The sequence below is a fragment of the Pseudoalteromonas sp. DY56-GL22 genome, from assembly GCF_041414715.1.
Lineage (GTDB): Bacteria > Pseudomonadota > Gammaproteobacteria > Enterobacterales > Alteromonadaceae > Pseudoalteromonas > Pseudoalteromonas simplex.
In genome coordinates this window covers 1-21,763 of record NZ_JANHZR010000014.1, presented here as the reverse complement: position 1 = coordinate 21,763, position 21,763 = coordinate 1, and the positions used below count along the sequence as shown (strand labels likewise).

20 protein-coding genes are annotated in these 21,763 nt (G+C 41.8%); 6 read left to right on the top strand and 14 right to left on the bottom strand.

What is annotated here, in order from left to right; translation table 11 throughout:
- Positions 1-2: 2 nt before the first annotated feature.
- The 3 genes from NO991_RS19540 to recQ all read right to left on the bottom strand — a co-directional run bounded on the left by NO991_RS19540 (position 3) and on the right by recQ (position 3,913).
- A complete protein-coding gene (locus NO991_RS19540; protein ID WP_300419383.1) occupies positions 3-1,718 on the bottom strand; it encodes a BamA/TamA family outer membrane protein in 1,716 nt (571 codons plus the stop codon).
- Positions 1,719-1,785: 67 nt separating this feature from the next.
- On the bottom strand, positions 1,786-2,082 hold the full coding sequence (locus NO991_RS19535) for a DUF3630 family protein (RefSeq protein WP_138601126.1): 297 nt from the start codon (positions 2,080-2,082) through the stop codon (positions 1,786-1,788).
- 7 nt (positions 2,083-2,089) lie between these two features.
- Positions 2,090-3,913, bottom strand: coding sequence for a DNA helicase RecQ (gene recQ / locus NO991_RS19530; protein WP_138601124.1), 1,824 nt, complete (start codon positions 3,911-3,913; stop codon positions 2,090-2,092).
- Between the two features lie 225 nt (positions 3,914-4,138).
- On the opposite strand from recQ, the gene rarD reads away from it, so the two are divergent.
- On the top strand, positions 4,139-5,062 hold the full coding sequence (gene rarD / locus NO991_RS19525; protein WP_054554213.1) for an EamA family transporter RarD: 924 nt from the start codon (positions 4,139-4,141) through the stop codon (positions 5,060-5,062).
- A 2-nt stretch (positions 5,063-5,064) separates the two neighbouring features.
- Here the strand turns inward: rarD and NO991_RS19520 are convergent, their stop codons facing one another.
- Together NO991_RS19520 and NO991_RS19515 are read right to left on the bottom strand one after the other, a co-directional pair.
- The gene (locus NO991_RS19520; protein WP_054554214.1) at positions 5,065-6,300 is read right to left on the bottom strand and encodes a response regulator; all 1,236 of its coding nucleotides are present in this window, start codon (positions 6,298-6,300) and stop codon (positions 5,065-5,067) included.
- 78 nt (positions 6,301-6,378) lie between these two features.
- Complete coding sequence (locus NO991_RS19515; RefSeq protein ID WP_138616409.1) at positions 6,379-6,753, bottom strand: DUF413 domain-containing protein; 375 nt, start codon at positions 6,751-6,753, stop codon at positions 6,379-6,381.
- A gap of 90 nt (positions 6,754-6,843) precedes the next feature.
- Between NO991_RS19515 and NO991_RS19510 the strand changes: the two genes are divergently transcribed.
- Positions 6,844-7,698 carry a LysR family transcriptional regulator gene (locus NO991_RS19510; protein ID WP_054554216.1) on the top strand — a complete coding sequence of 285 codons (855 nt, stop codon included), beginning with the start codon at positions 6,844-6,846 and terminating at the stop codon, positions 7,696-7,698.
- 196 nt (positions 7,699-7,894) lie between these two features.
- Positions 7,895-8,827, top strand: a complete 933-nt coding sequence (locus tag NO991_RS19505; RefSeq protein WP_054554217.1) for a porin — start codon at positions 7,895-7,897, stop codon at positions 8,825-8,827.
- 80 nt (positions 8,828-8,907) lie between these two features.
- Here NO991_RS19505 and recG read toward each other — a convergent pair whose 3' ends face one another.
- Genes recG through asnC form a run of 3 tightly spaced genes read right to left on the bottom strand, consistent with a single transcriptional unit; the run spans position 8,908 to position 12,248 of the window.
- Positions 8,908-10,989, bottom strand: coding sequence for an ATP-dependent DNA helicase RecG (recG, locus tag NO991_RS19500; protein ID WP_199529936.1), 2,082 nt, complete (start codon positions 10,987-10,989; stop codon positions 8,908-8,910).
- A gap of 39 nt (positions 10,990-11,028) precedes the next feature.
- The gene (gene trmH / locus NO991_RS19495; RefSeq protein ID WP_054554219.1) at positions 11,029-11,745 is read right to left on the bottom strand and encodes a tRNA (guanosine(18)-2'-O)-methyltransferase TrmH; all 717 of its coding nucleotides are present in this window, start codon (positions 11,743-11,745) and stop codon (positions 11,029-11,031) included.
- A gap of 44 nt (positions 11,746-11,789) precedes the next feature.
- Positions 11,790-12,248 carry a transcriptional regulator AsnC gene (gene asnC, locus NO991_RS19490; protein WP_054554220.1) on the bottom strand — a complete coding sequence of 153 codons (459 nt, stop codon included), beginning with the start codon at positions 12,246-12,248 and terminating at the stop codon, positions 11,790-11,792.
- A gap of 197 nt (positions 12,249-12,445) precedes the next feature.
- Between asnC and asnA the strand changes: the two genes are divergently transcribed.
- The gene (gene asnA / locus NO991_RS19485) at positions 12,446-13,441 is read left to right on the top strand and encodes an aspartate--ammonia ligase (protein ID WP_166339519.1); all 996 of its coding nucleotides are present in this window, start codon (positions 12,446-12,448) and stop codon (positions 13,439-13,441) included.
- Positions 13,442-13,489: 48 nt separating this feature from the next.
- On the opposite strand, the gene NO991_RS19480 is transcribed toward asnA, so the two are convergent.
- From NO991_RS19480 to NO991_RS19455, 6 genes are all read right to left on the bottom strand, one after another.
- Positions 13,490-15,094, bottom strand: a complete 1,605-nt coding sequence (locus NO991_RS19480; protein ID WP_054554222.1) for a DUF342 domain-containing protein — start codon at positions 15,092-15,094, stop codon at positions 13,490-13,492.
- Between the two features lie 153 nt (positions 15,095-15,247).
- Positions 15,248-15,640, bottom strand: coding sequence for a RidA family protein (locus NO991_RS19475; protein WP_054554223.1), 393 nt, complete (start codon positions 15,638-15,640; stop codon positions 15,248-15,250).
- An 11-nt stretch (positions 15,641-15,651) separates the two neighbouring features.
- Positions 15,652-17,757, bottom strand: coding sequence for a bifunctional GTP diphosphokinase/guanosine-3',5'-bis pyrophosphate 3'-pyrophosphohydrolase (gene spoT, locus NO991_RS19470; protein ID WP_199529939.1), 2,106 nt, complete (start codon positions 17,755-17,757; stop codon positions 15,652-15,654).
- A gap of 130 nt (positions 17,758-17,887) precedes the next feature.
- On the bottom strand, positions 17,888-18,163 hold the full coding sequence (gene rpoZ, locus NO991_RS19465; RefSeq protein WP_054554225.1) for a DNA-directed RNA polymerase subunit omega: 276 nt from the start codon (positions 18,161-18,163) through the stop codon (positions 17,888-17,890).
- Between the two features lie 103 nt (positions 18,164-18,266).
- Entirely contained in the window at positions 18,267-18,887 is a 621-nt protein-coding gene (gmk, locus tag NO991_RS19460; protein ID WP_371352318.1) for a guanylate kinase, read from the bottom strand.
- Between the two features lie 169 nt (positions 18,888-19,056).
- Positions 19,057-19,917 carry a YicC/YloC family endoribonuclease gene (locus NO991_RS19455; RefSeq protein ID WP_235374080.1) on the bottom strand — a complete coding sequence of 287 codons (861 nt, stop codon included), beginning with the start codon at positions 19,915-19,917 and terminating at the stop codon, positions 19,057-19,059.
- Between the two features lie 181 nt (positions 19,918-20,098).
- Between NO991_RS19455 and rph the strand changes: the two genes are divergently transcribed.
- A complete protein-coding gene (gene rph, locus NO991_RS19450; RefSeq protein ID WP_054554228.1) occupies positions 20,099-20,812 on the top strand; it encodes a ribonuclease PH in 714 nt (237 codons plus the stop codon).
- Between the two features lie 22 nt (positions 20,813-20,834).
- Positions 20,835-21,479, top strand: a complete 645-nt coding sequence (gene pyrE / locus NO991_RS19445) for an orotate phosphoribosyltransferase (protein ID WP_371352317.1) — start codon at positions 20,835-20,837, stop codon at positions 21,477-21,479.
- Positions 21,480-21,763 lie beyond the last annotated feature (284 nt).

Genomic DNA, 21,763 nt, shown 5'->3' with positions numbered 1-21,763 from the left:
CTTTAAAAGGTATTTTTAACCGTTACTAGCCACTGCACAGAGTCGATATCATCATCTTGCTTGTTAATTGGTGCGGCAATATCTAGGTGAATTACCGTACCGGCATTGGCACGGCTTGGCGCTAAGCGAAGGCCCACTCCCACATTTTGCAGCACGTTACCGTTATCGCCATTATCTTTGTTGTTATACCAAGCTCTACCAATATCATAAAACGCGGCACCACCCACTTTAAACAATTGCAGTAAGTCATATTCCCAGTAGTAGCGCTTCTCTAAAGTCACTAAAAAGCTGCGGTCGCCAACTTGGTAGTCAAGCGGGTATCCACGCAGGCCATTCTCCCCACCAATCGTGAGTTGCTTATCAGCTGTGAGATTTTCTGCATATTGTAGGCGGGCTTTGGCATACCAGCTTTGTCTTAGTGTGGTATTGAGGTAATACTGTAACTGCGTGCTGGCAAACAGGTTTTCTACGTCATCGGTTTCTTCATTCCAGTAGCCATCAAGGTCTGCTTTAAAGCGCCACAATTGGTTGTCTCCAGAGTAATGCGCCTTTGATAAAGATAACGAATAAATAGTACGGCTGGCATCGTCGCTAAAGTCTTTACTCGAATAACCGAGTAAGGCGTGGATATTCCAACCGAGGTTTAAATCTTCTGTTCGGTAGATGCTATCGAAATTTCTTACCTTAACGTAATGATCTTCAAACCACTGTGCACTAACATAGGGGTAGTTGAGCGTTCGGTCTTCAGCAATAGGTAAATTTGTTAATGATATGGCCTTGAAAGTATCCTTACGATTTTCTACCCCGAGTTTGATACGCTGAGTCCAGCTATTGCCAAGTTGTGATGAGTGACCAAAGTAAGCACGGTTTAATATGGTCTTTTGCTCAAATTCGCTAACTACATCACCACGGTAGTAAAGAGATTCTCTGCGCTGGTCAGAGTAACTTGTAACACCGTAACTGTAGGGCGTATCAATCGAGAAAAACGGGTAGCTGACATCGAGGTAATGACGTTTACCGTCATCGTTGTCTGAGTATTCTAAACGGCCTTGATAACGGCTAGAGAATATATGTGGATCGTCATACACAAATAGGTAACCTGTGCGATCAGCATCACGGGTGCGGCTAAATGACACTCGTTTACCCCAGCCTAAAAAGTTTGACTCGCGAAAGCCAATACTCGACTCATTCTCACCGCCGCTACGGCTAAAGCTTATTTCTGGTAATAAAGTCCACAGATCGCGCGTAATTACTTTTACATGGACGTTGCCATCACAATCGAGCTTTGCGTTGATACGTGCATCATATAAATAGCCTTGTTTACGCAGTAACCGCTCTGACTCTAGTAATTTACGTGGATTGTAAACATCACCTTCTTCGAACAATAAAACGCTGTGTATTACCTCTGGCTCAGTCGTCATGTGAGCGCGATTGGCAAACCGGAATAAAAAGTTATTTTCTTCTTCTAGCTCAGTGTTAAAGACGTTTAGCTGTTCAAGTTCAATGGCGACTATTTTACGGTTATTAGCAGCATCGGGAAGTGGATTATCTGCATCGAGTTGGCGGCGTAAGTTATTATCTTGCGATTTAAGCGTGCGCTGGTTTTGACAATAATTATTATCGTCAGTGAATTGCTGCTCTGCATGAACATTGGCTGCTATGCAGATTGGTAATAGTGTTATTAGCCTAGCAACAAAGTGCGACTGCTTAAATCCCATTTACACCCTTAGTTGAGTATGTCCTGTGCAACTACTACATACTAAGCGTGGAAAAAAGTCTAGCTTATTATTGTAATTGCATGACTAAATATTGATAAAGTTGCGGTAAAACTGCACTGGCCTCAATGCCTTCAGCATTAATCCAAATACTTTCACTGTAATGTTCAAAGTTTAGATTAAAACTATGATCTGTAAAGTGAAAGCGTAATTGATGACGATCAGCGCCAGCATCAAAGTCGGCGGTTGTTATTGCTGGAGCGTGTAAGAAAAGGGTTGCCCAAAGTTCAAAGTCTTCGTCGTGTGGAAGCTCACTTGACGTTATGAGAATGATTTCATGCTCAGCATCGTAGCTTAGTTCAGTCATAGCAGTCCTAATTAGCGGCAAGATAGTCGCGAATGGTATTTAAAAACGGTTCGCCGTACTTATTGAGCTTAGTGAAACCAACTCCTGATACCTTCAAAAACTCACTGTCATTGGTTGGCATGAGCTGCGCCATTTCAGCGAGAGTTTTATCATTGAATACCACATAAGGTGGTACATCATCAGCATCTGCCAACTCTTTACGTAAGGCACGTAATTTTGCAAACAGCTTTTTATCGTAATTAAACTGAGCAAGTTTATCTTGGTAAACGTGCTTAGCTTGTAGGCGAGGTTCAGCAAGTTGCAGTGCATACTCACTTTTAAGCACCGCACGGGCGGCTTCGGTTAAGCGTAATGAAGAGCCTTGGGTAATATCTTGGCTTAATAACCCTTGATGGATAAGCTGCCTTAAAATACTTAGCCAGAACTCCACACTATGCTCTTTTCCTATGCCATAGGTGCTTAGCTGGTGGTGATTGTTATCACGAATACGGCTAGTGTTTGCGCCGCGCAGTAACTCAACAATATAGCCAATACCAAAACGTTGTTCTGCACGATACACACACGAGAGAGCTTGTTGTGCGACAAGTGTGCCATCAAAGCTAGTCGGTGGGTTTAAGCAAATATCACAGTTACCACAGGTTTCGCGCTTATATTCACTAAAGTAATTTAGCAAAATTTGTCTGCGGCATGTTTGTGCTTCGGCAAAGCTGGCCATAGCATTAAAGCGTTGCTCTTCAACACGACGCCGTTGCTCGTCTTCAATATCTTCAAAAAAGCGGCGTACGCGACCAATATCGGCCGGATCAAAATACATTATCGCTTCTGCAGCCAGACCATCACGACCTGCACGACCGGTCTCTTGGTAGTAAGCCTCAATGCTTTTTGGAATATCGTAATGCACCACAAAACGTACGTTTGGTTTATTAATCCCCATGCCAAAGGCAACGGTCGCAACCACAATTTGAATATCGTCACGGGCAAAGCCCGATTGCACAAATTGGCGTTGTTCATTGCTCATACCTGCATGGTAGGCGGCGGCATTAAACCCTGCGTCAGCAAGTTTTTCGGCTACATCATCAACCCGTTTGCGGCTGGTGCAATAAATAATGCCGCTTTGATTTTGCTGCTCTTTTAAATATCGAAGCAGCTGTACCATAGGTTTGAATTTTTCTTCTATGGTGTAACGAATGTTAGGTCTATCGAAGCTACCAGTGTGCACGTAAGGGTGGTTAAGCTGAAGTTGTTCAATAATATCGTAACGAGTTGCTTTATCTGCCGTTGCTGTAAGGGCCATCATGGGCACGTGCATAAAGCGTTGCTTTAACTCGTTGAGCCGACAGTAATGCGGCCTAAAGTCATGCCCCCAATGCGACACACAGTGAGCTTCATCAATAGCAAAAAGTGCGAGTTTAAGATGACTCAAGCGCTCTAAAAATTCGTGTTGTAATACTTTTTCTGGTGCAACATATAACAGCTTAATTTGGCCGTAGTGTAATTGTTGATAGACAGCTTGTTGCTCTTCAAAAGGCAGGCTGTTATTGATGTAGGCAGCTTGCACGCCGAGCGCTCTTAGTTGGGCAACTTGGTCTTGCATCAAGGATATAAGCGGCGAGATAACCACAGTAACACCATCGAGGATCAAAGCGGGTACTTGATAGCATAATGATTTGCCTCCACCCGTTGGTAGAAGTACAAGCGAGTCTTGGCCGTCTAGCGCTGCGGCTATAATCGCTTCTTGGCCATCACGAAAGTCCTTGTAACCAAACACTTGTTTGAGTACGGCTTGTGGTGATCGAACGGGTGTGTTGGACATTGCGGTATTGGTATTCATCGCCGAGCATTTTAGTGGTTTTTTATAGCGATGTCTTTAGCAATATACCCAAACTACCTCAAAATGCAGAATTCAGCGTTTCACAGGAGCTTAATGTCACGGCGTTACTTTGCAACAATGGCAGTCCCTTTTAAGAAGTAAATACATGGGCTTATTTAGCGTGTTTTGGTTGCGTCACTGTTTAGGGGGCGTAAAATAGCGCTTTTAAACTATAAAGCCAAACTTATGCCTACCAACATTGAGCAGCGAAAAGGTGTCATTTTCGCTTGTTTAGCCTTTTTTATGTGGGGTCTTGCACCCATTTATTTTAAATTTCTTCAGCAGGTTTCTGCTTTTGAGATCTTAATGCACCGTGTTATTTGGTCGGTGTTATTTTTACTTCTTATTATTGCAGCTCGTCATCAATGGCAGCGTATTCGAATTGTGCTTGGGCAACCTAAATTACTTTTGATGTTGGTAATAACAGCAAGTTTACTTGGCTTTAACTGGGGGTTATTTATTTGGGCGGTGAACAATAATCACATGCTCGATGCTAGTTTAGGTTATTACATCAACCCACTACTAAATGTGTTGCTTGGTATGTTGTTTTTAGGTGAGCGGCTGCGTAAATGGCAAGGCGTTGCTGTAGGCCTCGCGCTTTGTGGTGTGCTGCTTCAATTAGTGAGCTTTGGATCATTTCCTGTGGTTGCTTTTTCGCTAGCTGGCTCGTTTGCTATTTATGGTCTTTTACGCAAAAAGCTGCCGATTGAATCATTACCAGGGTTATTGCTCGAAGCACTTATTTTATTACCTGTTGCACTTATTTACTGGTGGTTTATGGCGCCTTCGCCAAGCTCTGATTTAACTGCAAATGATTGGCATATTAACGTGTTACTGATAAGTGCAGGAGTGGTTACAACTTTACCACTGTTGTGTTTTACCGGTGCAGCAAAACGCCTTCAGTACAGCACATTAGGCTTTTTTCAGTACATTGGTCCAAGTTTAATGTTTATGCTTGCCGTGGCTTTTTATGGTGAGGTATTTGATGCTGAGCGTGTGGTGACCTTTGCCTGTATTTGGAGCGCTTTGGCGTTATTCAGTTGGGATTCGTACCGCCAAAGTCGTAAGCAACGCAAAGCGAAATTAGAGGCAGTGACTAAGCCTGTATAGGCTTAGCTTATTAGCTTGTTGCGCCCAGACTCTTTTGCTTGATAAAGCTTTAGATCGGCCTGTTTTATTAGTTCATCTAAACTATAAATAGGCCCATTATGAAAACCTATCGACAGCGTAAACTTGATACGGTCTTTGCTAAATTCAGGGCTGTGCTTTTCAACAAATAAGCGGAATTTTTCTAAACGCTGTAACGATTCATGTCGGTCTTGATCAGCAAAATATACTGCAAACTCTTCACCACCAAAGCGGCCAACTAAATTATTTTTAAAATACTTTGCCATACATTGCGATAGGCCTTTAAGCACTTCATCACCGGCATCATGACCATAGTTATCGTTTATTGATTTAAAGTGGTCAATATCGATCATAGCTAAAGAGACAGAGTTTTCTGCCAGTTTTGCAGCTTTGAGGTGGCTGTTTGCTTCACCAAAGAAATAGCGGCGATTAGGCAGCTTAGTGAGGTAATCAGTGTTTGCCTGTAAACGAATCGTTTTAATGTTTTCAAGCATGTCGACGTTTTGACTTAGCCGGCAATAGAATTCTTCATTATTAAATGGCTTGCGAAGGTAATCGTCTGCACCAGATTTTAAAAAGCGCGTTGATAAGTGCAGAGTATCGAGTGCAGAAATGCCGATTATGGCTTTTTCATCATTGGAATATAAACGACGAATTTCAACACAAAGCTCATCCCCATTCATGTTTGGCATTTCGTTATCGGTAATGATCACCGATATTTTTGGGTTTTCAGCCAGTACTTTTAAAGCGTCGACACCATCAACAGCTTCAATGGTTTGGTATTTGTGACGAGTTAATAAGTTACAAATGTGGTGGCGAGTTGCCGCTGAATCATCAACGACAAGAACTTGCACTTGCTCATTTCGAGGCAAGCGAGCGAGTTGTTTTTCCAGATACTGATAAGCTTGTTTATTTTCTTTAGTAATGTAGTCAATTATTGGGTGCTTTTCGACAATATTACGCGTTGTCTCATCTAGGTTTCCCGTCATGACAATTGTGGGAATATCAGAGGCGATAGTAAAAGGAATTGCTTCGCCTTTTGGTGCATCAGGTAGAATAAAGTCTACTACCGAGCAAAAATAAGAGTGCTCTTCAACTAACTTTTTTGCTTCAGCCAACGAGCCTGCAATATCGGCTTCATAACCAACTTTTTGCGCGATATGCTTTTGCACTCGCGCAATCGTTGGCGTATCTTCAATTATTAATATTCTTCTAGTCACGGTTTGCCTTGTTATAACTTTTTGGCGAAGCAATAGTTACTACAAGTTTTAACCTTAAAAGCCTAAAAAAGCAAATCGTTATAAGCTGTCTGACTCAGAATAATATTCAACGCTTTGTGTTGTTGGGTTTGCAATACGGGAACGTCCAAACAATGTATGAAATTTCGTTTTGCAAGTGGTTTGCTTTAGGTATTTGACCCAAGCACGTTCAATTGCATTGGTCGCGTCAAGATTGCCGGTGACAACTTGTACAAATTGAGTTTGAAATTCATTTTGTGGTTCTAGGGTTTTGTTGTATAAACCCTTTAGAACAACACCATGCTGCTCGAGAATGTCGGCTTCTAGCAAAGTGAAGTGACCACTACGACCAAAACCGCGTGGGAAATTTTGATCATCATAGAATTGACGTTGGCTTGCAAATGCCTGACGAAGTGATGAAATGTCATTGCTCATGGCTTTATCCTCATGCCCTAATTTCTTGCTGGAGTATGGATCAAGTTGTAGATTTTATTAAACAAATTATTTTTATCGTAAGGGTAAAAAATGGATATCGATTTATTGAAGACTTTTGTTGAAGTGGTCCGTACGCGCCATTTCGGTAAGGCAGCTGAAAATTTATATATTACACAGTCTGCGGTGAGTTTTCGGATCCGACAATTAGAGCAAGGTTTAGGCGTTAACTTATTTATTCGCCAACGTAACAACATACAGTTAACGGCGCCTGGTGAGCGATTACTGCCACATGCACAAATGATCATTACGGGTATGCAGCGCGCAAAAGTTGATGTGGCACTTGCAGATAATATGCATAAGCAAATTAGCTTAGCAGGAACACCTAATATTTGGGATGCATTTTTACAGTTTGGTATTACTAATATTGTTTCTGCTATGCCGGGTGTGTCGTTAGTTGCTGAAGTCAAAGCACAACAAGAGAGTACTCGCTTATTACTGGAACGTACTCTAGATTTAGCTGTGTTGTTCGATCCCCCTAAAGTAGATGAACTGGTTGTACAGCGAATTTGTGAGTTACCTATTATTCCTGTGAGTGCTTTTGAAACAGCAAATAGTGAAAACTTTTTCGATAATCAATATGTCTATGTTGATTGGGGGACCACCTTTTCTTTATGGCATGCTCGTGAGTTTAACGGCCACGCCCCTCCATATTTTAGAACCAGTACGGGCCGTATTGCGCTTGATTTAATTTTGAAGTGCGGCGGCAGTGCCTTTATTCCTCAGTTATTAGTTGAAGAGCAGCTTAAATCTGGTGAGCTTTATCATGTTGAAGATGTTGCGCATACATCGCGTGATGTGTTTGTTGCTTACCACAGAGACAACGAGCAAACCCCTCTGTTAGAGAAGTTAGTCACTTTATTAACTGAGCTACAAATAAAAGCTTAAAATTAATTTAATTTAGCTTTCATAAAAATTTAATTTTACAACAGTGAGTTACGTTTTTATTTCAAAATTAATTACATTTTATGAAGCTAAATTGACGCTTTTATTTCAACTGTCATCTTTCTGTCATTTTTTACTGTCACACTGCGCGCATTGAAACACAACATGTGTTTTTTGTTGCGATTATTGAGGAAACGACATGAAATTTGCAAAGTCTAGCTTATTCCTAGCTTTATTTGGTGGTTTATCTTTTTCTGCACTAGCTGATGTAGATGTATATGGTAAAGCAAACGTGACTGTTCAATCATCAGATGATGGCGAAGGGTCTTTCACTGAAATTAAAAGCAATAACTCACGTTTTGGCTTAAAAGGTTCAGAAAAAATTTCTGAAGGCTTAGAAGCGGTTTATAAATTTGAGTTTGGTGTAGACGTATCTGACGCTGATTCAAAAGGCGACAACGACGATAACATCACTGCGCGTAATCAATACGTGGGTGTGAAAGGTAGCTTTGGTCAAGTTGTTATCGGTCGTAACGATACAGCAATGAAGCAATCTCAAGGTAAAGTTGATTTATTCAATGACCTTGAAGGTGATATCAAAAACGCATTTAAAGGTGAAAACCGTTTAGGCGACACTATTTCTTATGCTTCTAAAGACTTCAGTGGCTTCAAAGTATTAGCAACTTATGTAGCTGAAGATGATGTAGATGCTGATAACGGGTACTCAGTAGCGTTAACTTACGGCGATGCAAAACTTAAAGAAAGCAAACTTTATGCATCAGTTGCAGCTGACAGCGAAGTAAAAGGTTACGACATTGTTCGTGCAACAGTACAAGGTAAACTAGGTGACTTCAAACTAGGTGCTATGTACCAAACACAAGAAAAAGTGGATGGTAGCGCAGAAGCTGATGGCTACTTAGTAAATGCTGCTTACCAAATGAATAGCAACACATTCAAAGTACAGTACCAAGTAATTGACTTTGATGAAGGCGATAAGAAAACAGCTATTTCTGCAGGTGTTGATCACAAGCTAAACAAAAACACCAAAGTATTTGGTTTCTACTCAACGTTTGATACAGACAATCAAGTTGACCAAGATTACCTAGGTGTTGGTATTGAATACAAATTCTAAGTGAACACTCCCTTACTTGTGAGCCCAGCTAATTAGCTGGGCTTTTTTTGTTGAACAACAAAATTATACTGAAGTTAGCTTTAAGCTTGTGCGTAGTTTGATTTGCCTGCAAGCCAGCGTTGAATCAATTTATCGGTAAGTTCTGGGTAGTCATTCAATATTTTGAAAGCGATGGGTCTGACATGATTGAGTGTTTGTTTATCGCGGTTTAGGTCGGCGATTTTGAATTCAGCTAAGCCTGTTTGTTTGGTGCCAAGTACTTCACCTGGGCCACGGATTTCGAGATCTCGCTCAGCAATCACAAAGCCATCATTACTTTCACGCAGCACACCTAAGCGTTTTTGCGCTGTAGCTGATAATGGCGCATGATAAAGTAAAACACAGTGTGATGCCGTTGCCCCACGACCAACACGGCCGCGTAGCTGGTGAAGTTGTGCAAGCCCTAACCGTTCAGGGTTTTCAATAATAATAAGGCTCGCATTAGGCACATCAACACCCACTTCAATCACGGTTGTGGCAACCAGTACATGAATATTGCCGGCTTTAAACTCACTCATAATGGCTTGCTTTTCGGCGGCTTTCATCCGGCCATGCACCAAGCCAACGTTTAGCTCTGGCAGTGCTGCTTTTAATTGCTCGGCGCTATCCTCGGCGGCTTGGCATTGCAGTACTTCAGATTCATCAATCAGAGTGCAAACCCAATACACTTGACGACCTTGCTCTGAGCATGCTGTTCTCACACGTTGAATAATTTCGTCTCGGCGTGCATCAGGAATAGCCACCGTTGTAATAGGCGTTCTACCGGGTGGTAACTCATCAATCACTGAGGTTTCTAAATCAGCGTAGGCTGTCATTGCTAAGGTTCGCGGGATAGGGGTTGCAGTCATCACTAATTGGTGTGGGTAGCAATCACCAAAGCGGCCTTTTTCACGCAGTGATAAACGCTGATGAACACCAAAGCGGTGTTGCTCATCAATAATAATTAAAACGAGATTATTAAACTCAACCTGTTCTTGGAATAATGCATGGGTGCCAACAATCATTTGTGCTTCCCCAGAGGCGATTTTTTCCAAAGTCGCTGCTCGCTCTTTACCTTTACTTTTGCCACCTAACCAGGCAACTTCAACACCGAGTTGATTAAACCATTGGCTAAAGTTGATGCCATGTTGCTCTGATAAAATCTCTGTTGGTGCCATTAGCGCTACTTGATAGCCTTCGCTGATAGCACTGAGCGCACTGAGCGCTGCGACTAAGGTTTTACCAGAGCCGACATCGCCTTGTACTAGGCGCATCATCGGAAACGGGTGTTGTAAGTCACCTTTGATTTCTGCCACCACACGACTTTGCGCGTTGGTTGGGCTAAAAGCTAAATTAGCTAAAAACTGTTGCTCAAGTTGGTTATGAGGTTTTAAAGCAACCGCTTTTACCGTTTGCCCTTTTTGGCGTAGCTTTAAAAGGCTTAAGTTTTGCGCAAGCAGCTCTTCAAACACTAGCCGTTGCTGGGCAGGGTGCATACCTTGTTCAAGGGCAGTTAAATCAATATCGTTTTGTGGGCGATGTAAGGTCATAAGTGCATCGGCTAAACGCATTCCGGTCGGCTGAAACTGTTCTGGCAGCAACTCTTCGACAGGGTACTTAGTTAATAGTGCAAGTGCTTGATCGCTAAGCGCACGAATAGATAACTGTTTTAGCCCTTCGGTAACAGGATAAACAGGCGTAAGCGTGGTATTAGTTGGTTGCTCAGAAGGGGTATCCGATAAGCTGTATTCAGGATGTGTCATTTCAAAGCCAACACGACCACGGCGGATCTCACCAAAGCAACGAATGATTTTACCTGTACCTAAGGCATTTTTTTGAGCCGCGCTGAAGTTAAAAAACCTGAGCGTTAAACGGCCCGTGCCATCATTTACTTGGCAAACCAGCATGCGCCTTTTTCCAAAGGTAATTTGGCTGGTTTCAATAGTGGCTTCAACACTAACATGGCTATGCGGTTGCAGCTCGCAGATGGGATGAATACGGGTGCGGTCTTCATAGCGGTGAGGTAAATGAAACAGCATGTCTTGCACCGTATGAATATTTAGCTTAGCAAGGCGCTCGGCCATTTTTGGGCCGACGCCTTTTAATTCTGTAATTGGGTATAACGCTAAGCTAGGATGACTCAAAGGTGACTCAAATTATTAATTAGTAGACTGTTTTTCAGTTTACTTGCACTCGTTAGTGGCTTCAAGCGGTTGCGTGTGTTTTAAAATGTTCCAGAACGTTTCATCAGCAACAATTTCCCCATTTTCATCCAGCTCAGGGTACGGCAGCTCTTTTTCGCGGCATTGTTCAGCAATGATAGGGTGACAGCCTTCAAACAAAATACGATGCTTAACTTTCGCATCAAGCATATCGCGGTTATAAAGACCTGCTTCTTCACGTTGGCGCTGTGCTTCAAATAAAATAAGTGCCGCTGCAACAGATACATTAAGAGATTGCACCATTCCTTGCATTGGGATGATGATGTTTTTATCAGCATGAGCGAGGGCACGCGGCGAAATACCATCACGTTCTTGACCAACAATAACAGCTGTCGGTTTGGTGTAATCAATTTCACGAAAGTCGACTGCGTCGTCGCTGAGGTGAGTTGCTAAAATTTGTACATCAGGATTTTGCGCACGCATCATGGCTACGGCTTCATCGATATTGCGATGCAAGTGAGTTTCGAGCCAGTTTTTACTACCACCTGAAGTATTGTTAGTTAACCATTTTTGATTCTCTGGCCATACAGCATGAACATGATGGCAGCCTGTCGCGTCAGCTGTGCGGGCAATGGCCGATAAATTATGATGCTTATGTACTTCTTCTAAACAAACCGTTAGGTCCGTTTGGCGGCGATCTAACACGCGCTTAACACGCTCAAAGCGAGTTGTATCCATAGTTGTGTGCTCGTTGACGGATTCTAATTGGCGCTGATTATACCCTAGGGAACAACAGCACGGCTAATTGGGTTTTGTAATGAGATCAGCGTTTCTGTTGATTGAATAGCTTCGATGGCTTGTATTTTGTTAATTAACACATCTTGTAGATGATCAATTGAGCGTGCCATCACTTTGATAAATATACTGTAATTACCCGTGGTGTAATAGGCTTCTACGACTTCTTCTAGCTCTTTTAAATGCAGTAACGTTTGTGGGTAATCACGGGCATTGTTGAGGTTAATACCAATAAAACAGCAAACATCGTAACCAAGCTGTTTGGCATCAATACTGACTTGGGTGCCTGTAATAATTCCCGCTTGTTTCATCTTTTCGACTCGAACATGAATAGTTCCGGCACTTACTGCAAAGCGTTTAGCAAGTTCTGCATACGCTGTTCGCGCATTTTCCATTAAAGCATTAAGGATGTTTTTATCGAGATTATCGATTTGATAATTTTCCATGGTATTTATTAGTGTTAATTATTGAATCAGTAAAATTTATAGCATTATTTTTATGAAAATTTCAATGTTAAGTTCTTTTTATTGCGGGTTATTGAAAATTATCTTTGTTTAGTTGAGGATTGTTTTAACAAGAGGGGCCAAGCAGCGGGTTTCTCTAATCAAGCAAGTAACAATAACTGGGAATGAGGCCAATTATTATGAGTTCACACTACCTGCAGCAACAGCAGCAAATTAGTAAAGTAAAACAGTTTTTTTCAAGCCAATTAGAACAACAATTAGGATTAGTTGAGGTACAAGCGCCGATCTTGGCAAAAGTAGGCGATGGTATTCAAGATAACTTAAGCGGTACTGAAAATGCTGTATCGGTAGCAGTGAAAACAATTCCGGGTAGCCAATTTGAAGTAGTGCACTCTTTAGCTAAATGGAAACGCAAAACCTTGGCTGATTACGATTTTTCGGTAGGTGAGGGGCTCTATACGCATATGAAGGCGCTTCGCCCAGATGAAGAATCTTTAAGCCCAATTCACTCGGTGTATGTTGACCAATGGGATTGGGAAAAAGTAATTTGCGAGAGTACTGAGCGCACCTTAGACAAGCTAAAAGAAACCGTAACATCACTTTATCAGGCTATTAAAGCAACCGAACGCTTTGTATCAAGCGAGTTTGATTTAACGCCATTTTTGCCAGAGCAAATCACCTTTGTACACAGTGAACAGTTACGTCAGATGTATCCTGACTTTACTGCAAAACAACGTGAAAAAGCGGTAGCACAAGAATACGGTGCGGTATTTTTAATTGGTATAGGCGGCACACTTGCCGATGGCAAAATTCATGACGTACGAGCACCGGATTATGACGATTGGTCAACCCAAACCTGTAGTAAATTTGCTGGCTTAAACGGTGATATTTTAGTTTGGAACCCAGTGCTAGAAGATGCTTTTGAAATCTCTTCAATGGGCATTCGTGTAAGCCCTGATGCCTTAGCTACACAATTAGCGATTACAGGCGACCAAGCTCGTTTAGAGTTTGATTGGCATAAACAGCTACTTGCGAAGCAGTTCCCGCAAACAATTGGTGGTGGGATTGGTCAATCACGACTCGCTATGTTGCTGTTACAAAAACAGCATATCGGGCAAGTACAAGTTGGTGTTTGGCCTGAACAGCTAAAACAGCAAGTGGAAGGAATTCTCTAAGTTAAGATTAATGACCCTAGTAAAAAGAGGCTTAAAGCCTCTTTTTTATTAACTGGTTTTAAACTCCACCTCAACCTTGTTCTCTTCAAGCTTAACCTTGCAAGGGGGGTACTTACGGTTTGTACGTAGCACTTTTTCAAAAATATGTATTTCTACCCCTGAGTGCAATGTTTTGTTAACGACTAATTGCGCATCTTCAAGTAAATCATGCAAATGATGCTCTAAACTTGATAGTTTTTTCTCAAGCATTTCAGCTTGCTCGCAATAGTGCATTTGTGTGGCCCCTATTTTAGCCAGAAGAGTTTTTTTCTTTTCTGCATCTTTTACTAAATCCGCTTTTTCGATAGCCGCTTGTAAGGTATCAAGTTGCGAATCTGTTTGTGCTAAATCTTTGAAGCATTGGTCTGTTTGTGCTGTTACATCAGCACCTGAAGCCGCTAAGTTAATCACCATCTTCGCGCCTGATTCATTGCCAATTTCGCCAGCAATAACTATTTGAGCATCTAAAATTTCACCGCCAAATAGTTTTCCTTGGGGGTTATCTTCTTGGCCGACTTGCAACAATTTAGTGGCTTTCATTACACAATGGCTGGCTTGTCGGTCGATGAGGATATTGTTTGCTTCAAGGTAGCTGTATTGACCATGTGATAAGTGAATGTCACCTTGGCTGATGATATTACATGATAACTTTTTATCTTCGAGTTGGTGGCCAATTACGCCTTGTTTTATGGTGATATCACCAGCTGCAGATAAATGACCAGACTCTACAGTGCCCATAACTGTTATATCGCCTTTGGCATTAATACGCATTCCCGGCTCAACATTATGAGTTACAATGACGCTACCTTCAAAATCTACATGGCCGGTTTTTACGTTGACATCGGCAATGGTAAAAATATCATCAACACGCATACCATTCGCGATATCTACTGGAACACCTGCAATGGCTGAAATAAGTTCAAGCGGATTATTTTTAGATATTTCGGTACCTTCACCAGCAACTAGAGTATTACTTTCACCAGGCTTGGCTGGTAATACATCACCGGTAACAGTAAAGCCTTCTTTACCCGGAGTCGCAGGGATTTGCTTGATAAGTAATACGCCGGGTTCGACACTGGCAAGCTTGCCAAAATCACGCATATCGACAGTACCATCTTCACGCAATTTGGGTTTTTTTAAGCGATCTTTGAGCGTTTCAACTTGAGAAACTAGTTTTGATGGTTGGCCATCGATAGGTAAGCGACCTTTTGCTAGCACGCCTTTAGCGACTTCTCCTGCTGGTAACTCAAACTGTTGTTGTAATAGCTGTTCCAAGAAAGCTTGTTTGTATCCGCGAGCAACGCCCGCTCTGATAAGCTCCTTTTTAGCTTCATCAAGCGTCATAACTTTGCCGCCTTCAGCAAGAGTAAGTTCGCCTGTAGCAAGCATTTTATCATCGCTTAGGGTTACAACTAGGCTCGCATCATGTTTAGAGGCAACAACAAGCATGCGCTCGTTAGAGTCACTTTTGAAGAATTTATTGATAGCTTCATGATCCACTCTGCATTCGCAAAATGGTGACTTTTCTAATGCTTCGATAATAAACGCAGCACTAGGAGGCGAGTTTTCATGAACATCTAATAAAACGTTGCCGTTGTGAGCGAGCTTAAACACGTGGAGATCCTTTTTGACTACATTAGCTAAAGGTTTTATTTGTTATAACAACAGAGTGCTAGAGATTTGCTAATGAGTCAAGAATTTCGGGTGAGGGAAGTAATAACTTTTTCTAAAAAAGTGCCAGCAACTTTGTGTTGCTGGCAGGGCTGATTAGTTTGTTGAAGGTAGCTCCATGATACCGTCAATCTCAACTTGCACACCTTTTGGTAACGCACGTACGCCAATTGCGGCGCGTGCAGGGTATGGTTGCTTAAAGTACTGGCTCATTACTTCGTTGACAATCGCAAAGTTAGATAAGTCAGTTAGAAAGATATTTACTTTCACCATGTCTTGAATTTGACCACCCGCAGCTTGGCAAACAGCTGTTAGGTTTTTGAATACTTGGTGAGTTTGCTCAGTAAAGTCTTCAGAGATCACTTCCATTGTTTCTGGTACAAGTGGAATTTGACCTGATAAATAAACAGCCGTGCCTACTTTAACTGCTTGGCTGTAAGTACCGATAGCTGCAGGCGCATTATCAGTAGAAATAAAAGATTTGTTCATGATTATCCTTGTTACTTTTTACGATAGACTCTTTGCACATCAGGCATAACGCGAATGCGGCGCATAATGTTAGCAACATGAACGCGGTTTTTAACCGTGATGCCTAAATCTATCATGTATAAATTACTTTCTTTTTCGTCAGTCGCTATTTCAACAATATTGGCTTGGGTTGAGGCAACAACATTGGTTAATTTAGCCAGCGCACCTTGGTGATTAATAATCTCAATACGAAGGGCAGCAATATATTCTTTCTCTGGGTTATCGTCCCATTTTACAACGAGGTATTTTGAGCGCTCTTTTTCCCAACCACGAATATTTTTACATTCTTGGCGGTGAACCGTAAGGCCTTTACCTTGGCTTATATAAGCTGTAATTGCATCACCTGGGACTGGGCGGCAGCATTTAGAGTAATTAACTAACATGCCTTCAGTACCTATGATGGTCGCTTTTGCTTTTTGTGCTAGGTCGTCTAGGTCGTCTGCATCAACTTGCATCAAGCGTTTTGCAATAAGCACACTCATGAGATTACCTGAGCCTATTTCGACTAGTAGCTCAAGGACGGTATTTAGTTCATGCTCTTGAAGTACACGGCGAATGTTTTCATCTGGAATATCATCCAGTTTGGTTTCACCAAGTGCTGAGTCTAGTAAACGTCGACCGAGCAGCATGGCTTCTTCATGCTGTTGGCTCTTCAGGTAATTGCGAATACCTAAACGTGCTTTACCTGTTACAACGAAGTTTAACCAAGTTGCATTAGGGTGTGCTCCAGAGCTGGTGATGATTTCGACCGTTTGCCCTGTATCAAGCGCTTTGCTGAGTGGGTGAGGTTTACGGTTAACGCGTGCTCCCACACAGGTATTACCTACATCAGTATGAACTGCATAAGCAAAGTCGACTGCTGTCGCACCCATGGGTAGCTCAACGATACGGCCATCTGGCGTGAAAACATAGATCTCTTCAGGGAATAGCTCTGTTTTAACGTTTTCAACAAACTCAAAAGACGAACCAGCGCTTTGCTGAAGTTCCAGTAAGCTTTGCATCCATTGGCGAGCACGTTGTTGTGCTGTGTGGCCTGCATTATCACCGGCTTTTTTATACATCCAGTGAGCAGCGACCCCTTTATCTGCCATATGATCCATATCGTGGGTACGAATTTGAATCTCAACAGGAATACCATGAGGGCCAACTAATGAGGTATGAAGCGACTGATAGCCGTTAGTTTTTGGTACAGCAATATAATCTTTAAAGCGAGTTTCGATTGGCTTGTAAAGGTTATGCGCAACACCTAATACGCGATAACAGGTATCCATATTATCAACATTGATACGAAACGCGTAGATATCCATCACTTCGTTAAATGAAAGCTCTTTATTAAGCATTTTTTTGTAAATACTATAAAGGTGTTTTTCGCGGCCAGATATAGTTGCTTCGATGCCAGACTCTTCTAAACGCGCTTCAATTTCAGTTTTAATATTACTGATAACTTCTTTACGGTTACCACGTGCTTTGACCACTTCTGATCTTAATGCGCGATGGCGCATCGGGTATAACGCTTGAAAGCCTAAATCTTCTAATTCATTTTTAATATCGTGAATACCAAGGCGGTTCGCAATTGGTGCGTAAATCTCTAGGGTTTCACGGGCAATGCGACGGCGTTTGTCAGGGCGCAGTGCGCCTAAAGTACGCATGTTGTGAGTACGGTCAGCCAATTTAATTAAAATCACGCGAATATCTTGCGTCATCGCCATGATCATTTTGCGGTAGTTTTCGGCTTGGAATTCTTTTTTATCTTTAAAGCTGAGTTTATCTAGCTTACTCACCCCTTCAACAAGCTCGGCAACGGTGTCGCCAAAAATTTCAGCTAAGTCTTGTTGGCTAAAGTCAGTGTCTTCAATCACGTCATGCATCAGGGCAGCCATAAGCGTTTCGTGGTCTAAGTGCATGCCGGCAAGTATTTGTGTCACTTCGACAGGGTGGGTGATATAAGGCTCGCCACTTGAGCGTGTTTGGCCTTCGTGGGCTTCGCGAGCGACCACGTATGCTTTTTGTACCAGCTCAATATCAGCAGGTGGTAAGTATTCGGATATTTTCTTTTTGAGGCCTTCGAATAGATACAAAGTCACACTCCAATGCGCAAATGAAGTAAATCGGTAACGGTATGAATAGAATATACGATGAAAAGAAGGGCTTGCCAACGGCTAGTGTAGAAATACTAGCCGTATAGCTAAATCAAAGCGGGGAGCTTGATTACTGGTTGCCACCTACGATAGCAGCCACTGCAGCCATTTCTGCTGCTTCTTGATGTTGTTGTTCTTCACGATCAATTAAGTCCATAGAAGAGCTATCTACTAACCCTTTCTCAATTTCACGTAAAGCAATAACCGTTGGTTTGTCATTTTCAGCATCAACGAGTGGATCTTTACCACCAACCGCGATTTGGCGGGCACGACGAGCCGCAACTAAAATTAAGTCAAAACGATTACCAATTGCATCTACTGCATCTTCAACAGTTACGCGAGCCATCTTAGCACTCCAAATAAATTCTTAAGCAAAGGCGTAGTTTACTGTACCAAGTTAAATTCGCCAATAGCTTGTGGTTAATTTTTATCTTATTCTTAAAAAAGTATTACTTAAGTAAGTTCTCTAATAACGCCTGATGGCGCACAGTTTGGCTTTTTAACGATAAACGTTTAGCCATAACGATCGTTTCGATTTCTGTAAGTGCAGTATCAAAGTCATCGTTAACAACAACATAATCATACTCATTATAGTGTGATGTTTCTGATTGTGATTTTGCCATTCTTCCTGCGATTACCTCAGCAGAGTCTTGACCACGGTTATTTAAGCGTGATTCAAGTTCTTCTTTTGATGGTGGAAGAATAAAGATAGTCTCAACATCATCAACTAATTTGCGAATTTGCTGAGCGCCTTGCCAATCGATATCTAAAAATACATCAATACCCGCTTCAAGTTGACTTTCGATAGCTTGCTTAGACGTACCATAGTAGTTATCAAACACTTGCGCCCATTCAAAAAAGTCATTTTTCTCAATTAGCGCTTTGAACTCATCCACAGAAACAAAATGATAGTGCACACCGTTTTCTTCACCCGGACGAGGTGAGCGAGTGGTATGCGAAACCGATACTTTCATATCGCTGTGTTTCTCTAATAAAGCACTAATTAAGCTTGATTTACCAGCCCCTGATGGAGCTGACAAGATAAATAAATTTCCGCGAGTTTGCGCCATGATCTGTCTCTAATAAAAAATAAACAGGCTCGGACTATCGCTAATCCAAGCCTTTAATTGAACTATTGTACTTTATTTCGCTAAAAGTGCTCAAGTTTGCCTGCTTTTAGACTTTTCAAAAACAAAGACCCAGCAGGTGCTGGGTCTTATAAAAAACTGTAAAGCGTGCTTATTCAATATTCTGAATTTGTTCGCGCATTTGCTCGATTAACACTTTTAGTTCTACCGCAGCGTTTGTGATATCACTGTTGATAGACTTTGATGCTAATGTGTTTGCTTCACGGTTAAACTCTTGCATCATAAAGTCTAGGCGTCGGCCACATGCGCCGCCTTTAGTTAAGATTTTTTTGGTTTCTTTAACATGTGACTTTAAGCGATCTAGTTCTTCAGCAACATCTTGCTTTTGTGCAAGGTAAATAAGCTCTTGCTCAAGGCGAGACTCATCGATGTCTGTTTTTAGTTCTTCTAGCTTTTGGTTTAGTTTTTCGCGCTGCCATTTAGCGATTTCTGGTAAGTGGCCTTCAACAATAGTTACTTGCTCTAAAATAGCATCAAGGCGAGTTGCGATCATTTCTTGTAAGTTTGCGCCTTCATCGCCGCGAGCTTGTTTAAAATCTTCAATCACTTCATCGAAGCCTGCAATTAGCGCAGTGTTTACGCTATCCATATCGAGCTCTTCGGCTTCCATCACGCCAGGCCAACGTAAAATATCAACAGGGTTGATGTCGCCTTTACTTTGGTTTTGCACCCATTGAGCGCTTTTAATTAATTGCTCAGCGAGTGATTCGTTAATCGTTAACTCACCAACATGCGCTGGATTTGCAGCAAACTTTAAGAAAACTTCAACTTTACCGCGTTGTAAATGTTTACGTAAACGCTCACGAATAACCGGTTCCATGCCACGAAATTGCTCAGGTGCGCGGATAAAAGTTTCAAGGTAACGTTGGTTTACTGAACGAATTTCCCAAGTGCCAGTGCCCCATTCGCCTTTAATTTCGCGGCGCGCATAAGCTGTCATGCTGTGGATCATGGATGATTTCCTAGTGTTATTAAATTTACAAAGTTGACTGATTATACCGAATCAGCTTTTAACCTCTAGCGTAAATTTTCTGAAATGTGCTTTTCTGATGCAGTTAATTATGTAAATGAACATGGCATCTAGCACCACATCGACTTATAATGTGGCAAATTCAGAATTAAGGGGATCGTTAATGCGTCCAAGCGAAAGAACACCTAACCAAATTAGACCGGTTACATTCACACGTAATTACACTATGCATGCTGAAGGGTCAGTATTAGTAGAGTTTGGAAATACTAAAGTTTTGTGTACAGCAACTGTTGAAGCTGGTGTACCACGCTTTATGAAAGGCCAAGGTAAAGGTTGGGTTACGGCTGAATACGGTATGTTACCTCGTTCAACACATACTCGTAATGGTCGTGAAGCATCGCGCGGTAAGCAAGGCGGTCGTACTATGGAAATTCAACGCTTAATCGCACGTGCACTTCGTGCTGCGGTTGACTTAAAGGCGTTAGGTGAAAACACCATTACTATCGATTGTGATGTAATTCAAGCAGATGGCGGTACACGTACGGCATCAATCAGTGGTGCATGTGTTGCATTAGTTGATGCGCTTACTTACATGCGTAGTAAAGGTATGATCAATTCAAACCCACTTAAGCATATGATTGCGGCAATTTCAGTTGGTGTATATAAAGGTCAACCAATTAGTGACCTTGAGTACCTAGAAGATTCTGAAGCCGAAACAGATATGAACGTGATCTTGACCGAAACTGGCAAAATCATCGAAATCCAAGGCACAGCTGAAGGCGAACCTTTCTCATTCGACGAACTTGATGAGCTACTTACATTAGCTAAACATTCAATTCGTGAAATTATCGACGTTCAAAAGCAAGCATTAGCTTAATAAATAAGTAGGTTTATTAGTTATGAAAGATTATCAAAAAGAGTTTATTGAATTCGCACTTGAAAAGCAGGTGCTTAAATTTGGTGAGTTTATTTTAAAGTCTGGCCGCACTAGTCCTTACTTTTTCAATGCAGGTTTATTTAATACCGGTCGTGACCTTGCACGCTTGGGTCGCTTTTACGCTGCAGCACTTGAAGATGCGGGCATTGATTACGATGTATTATTCGGCCCTGCTTATAAAGGTATTCCAATCGCAACAACAACAGCGGTTGCTTTAGCTGATCATCACAACAAAGATGTACCTTACTGTTTTAACCGTAAAGAGAAAAAAGCACACGGTGAAGGTGGTACATTAGTAGGTTCTGAACTTAAAGGTAAGATCATGTTAGTCGATGACGTGATCACTGCGGGTACAGCTATTCGTGAGTCTATGGAAATCATTGCAGATAATGGTGCGGACTTAAGTGGTGTTTTAATTGCACTTGACCGCCAAGAGAAAGGTAAAGCTGAGTTATCTGCTATTCAAGAAGTCGAGCGAGACTTTGGCACTAAAGTTATCTCTATTGTAAAACTAGCTGACTTAATTAGTTACCTAGAAGCCAAAGGTACAATGGATGAGCATTTAGCTGCAGTAAAAGCATACCGTGATCAATACGGCATTGCTTAACAACTAAAAACGCAAACTATTTAAAGGCCCAGCTATATTGCTGGGCCTTTTTGTTTTTAGAGTCTTGTACTTTTATGGCCTTAAATACGGTTAAAAAGTTACTGAAGCGTTAATAAAGTTTCTCTTTTGTGGTGTTTAGACTAAAAAGGATACAAAAGGCAGTTTTTTAAAGTTTTCTCAAAAAAGTGCTTGCGTTAATTCGCTGCATCCCTATAATGCGCATCCACCGACACGGCGGACTGCTTACAAAAAAGCAAAACGACGAGTTGGTTGAGTCAAGTAAG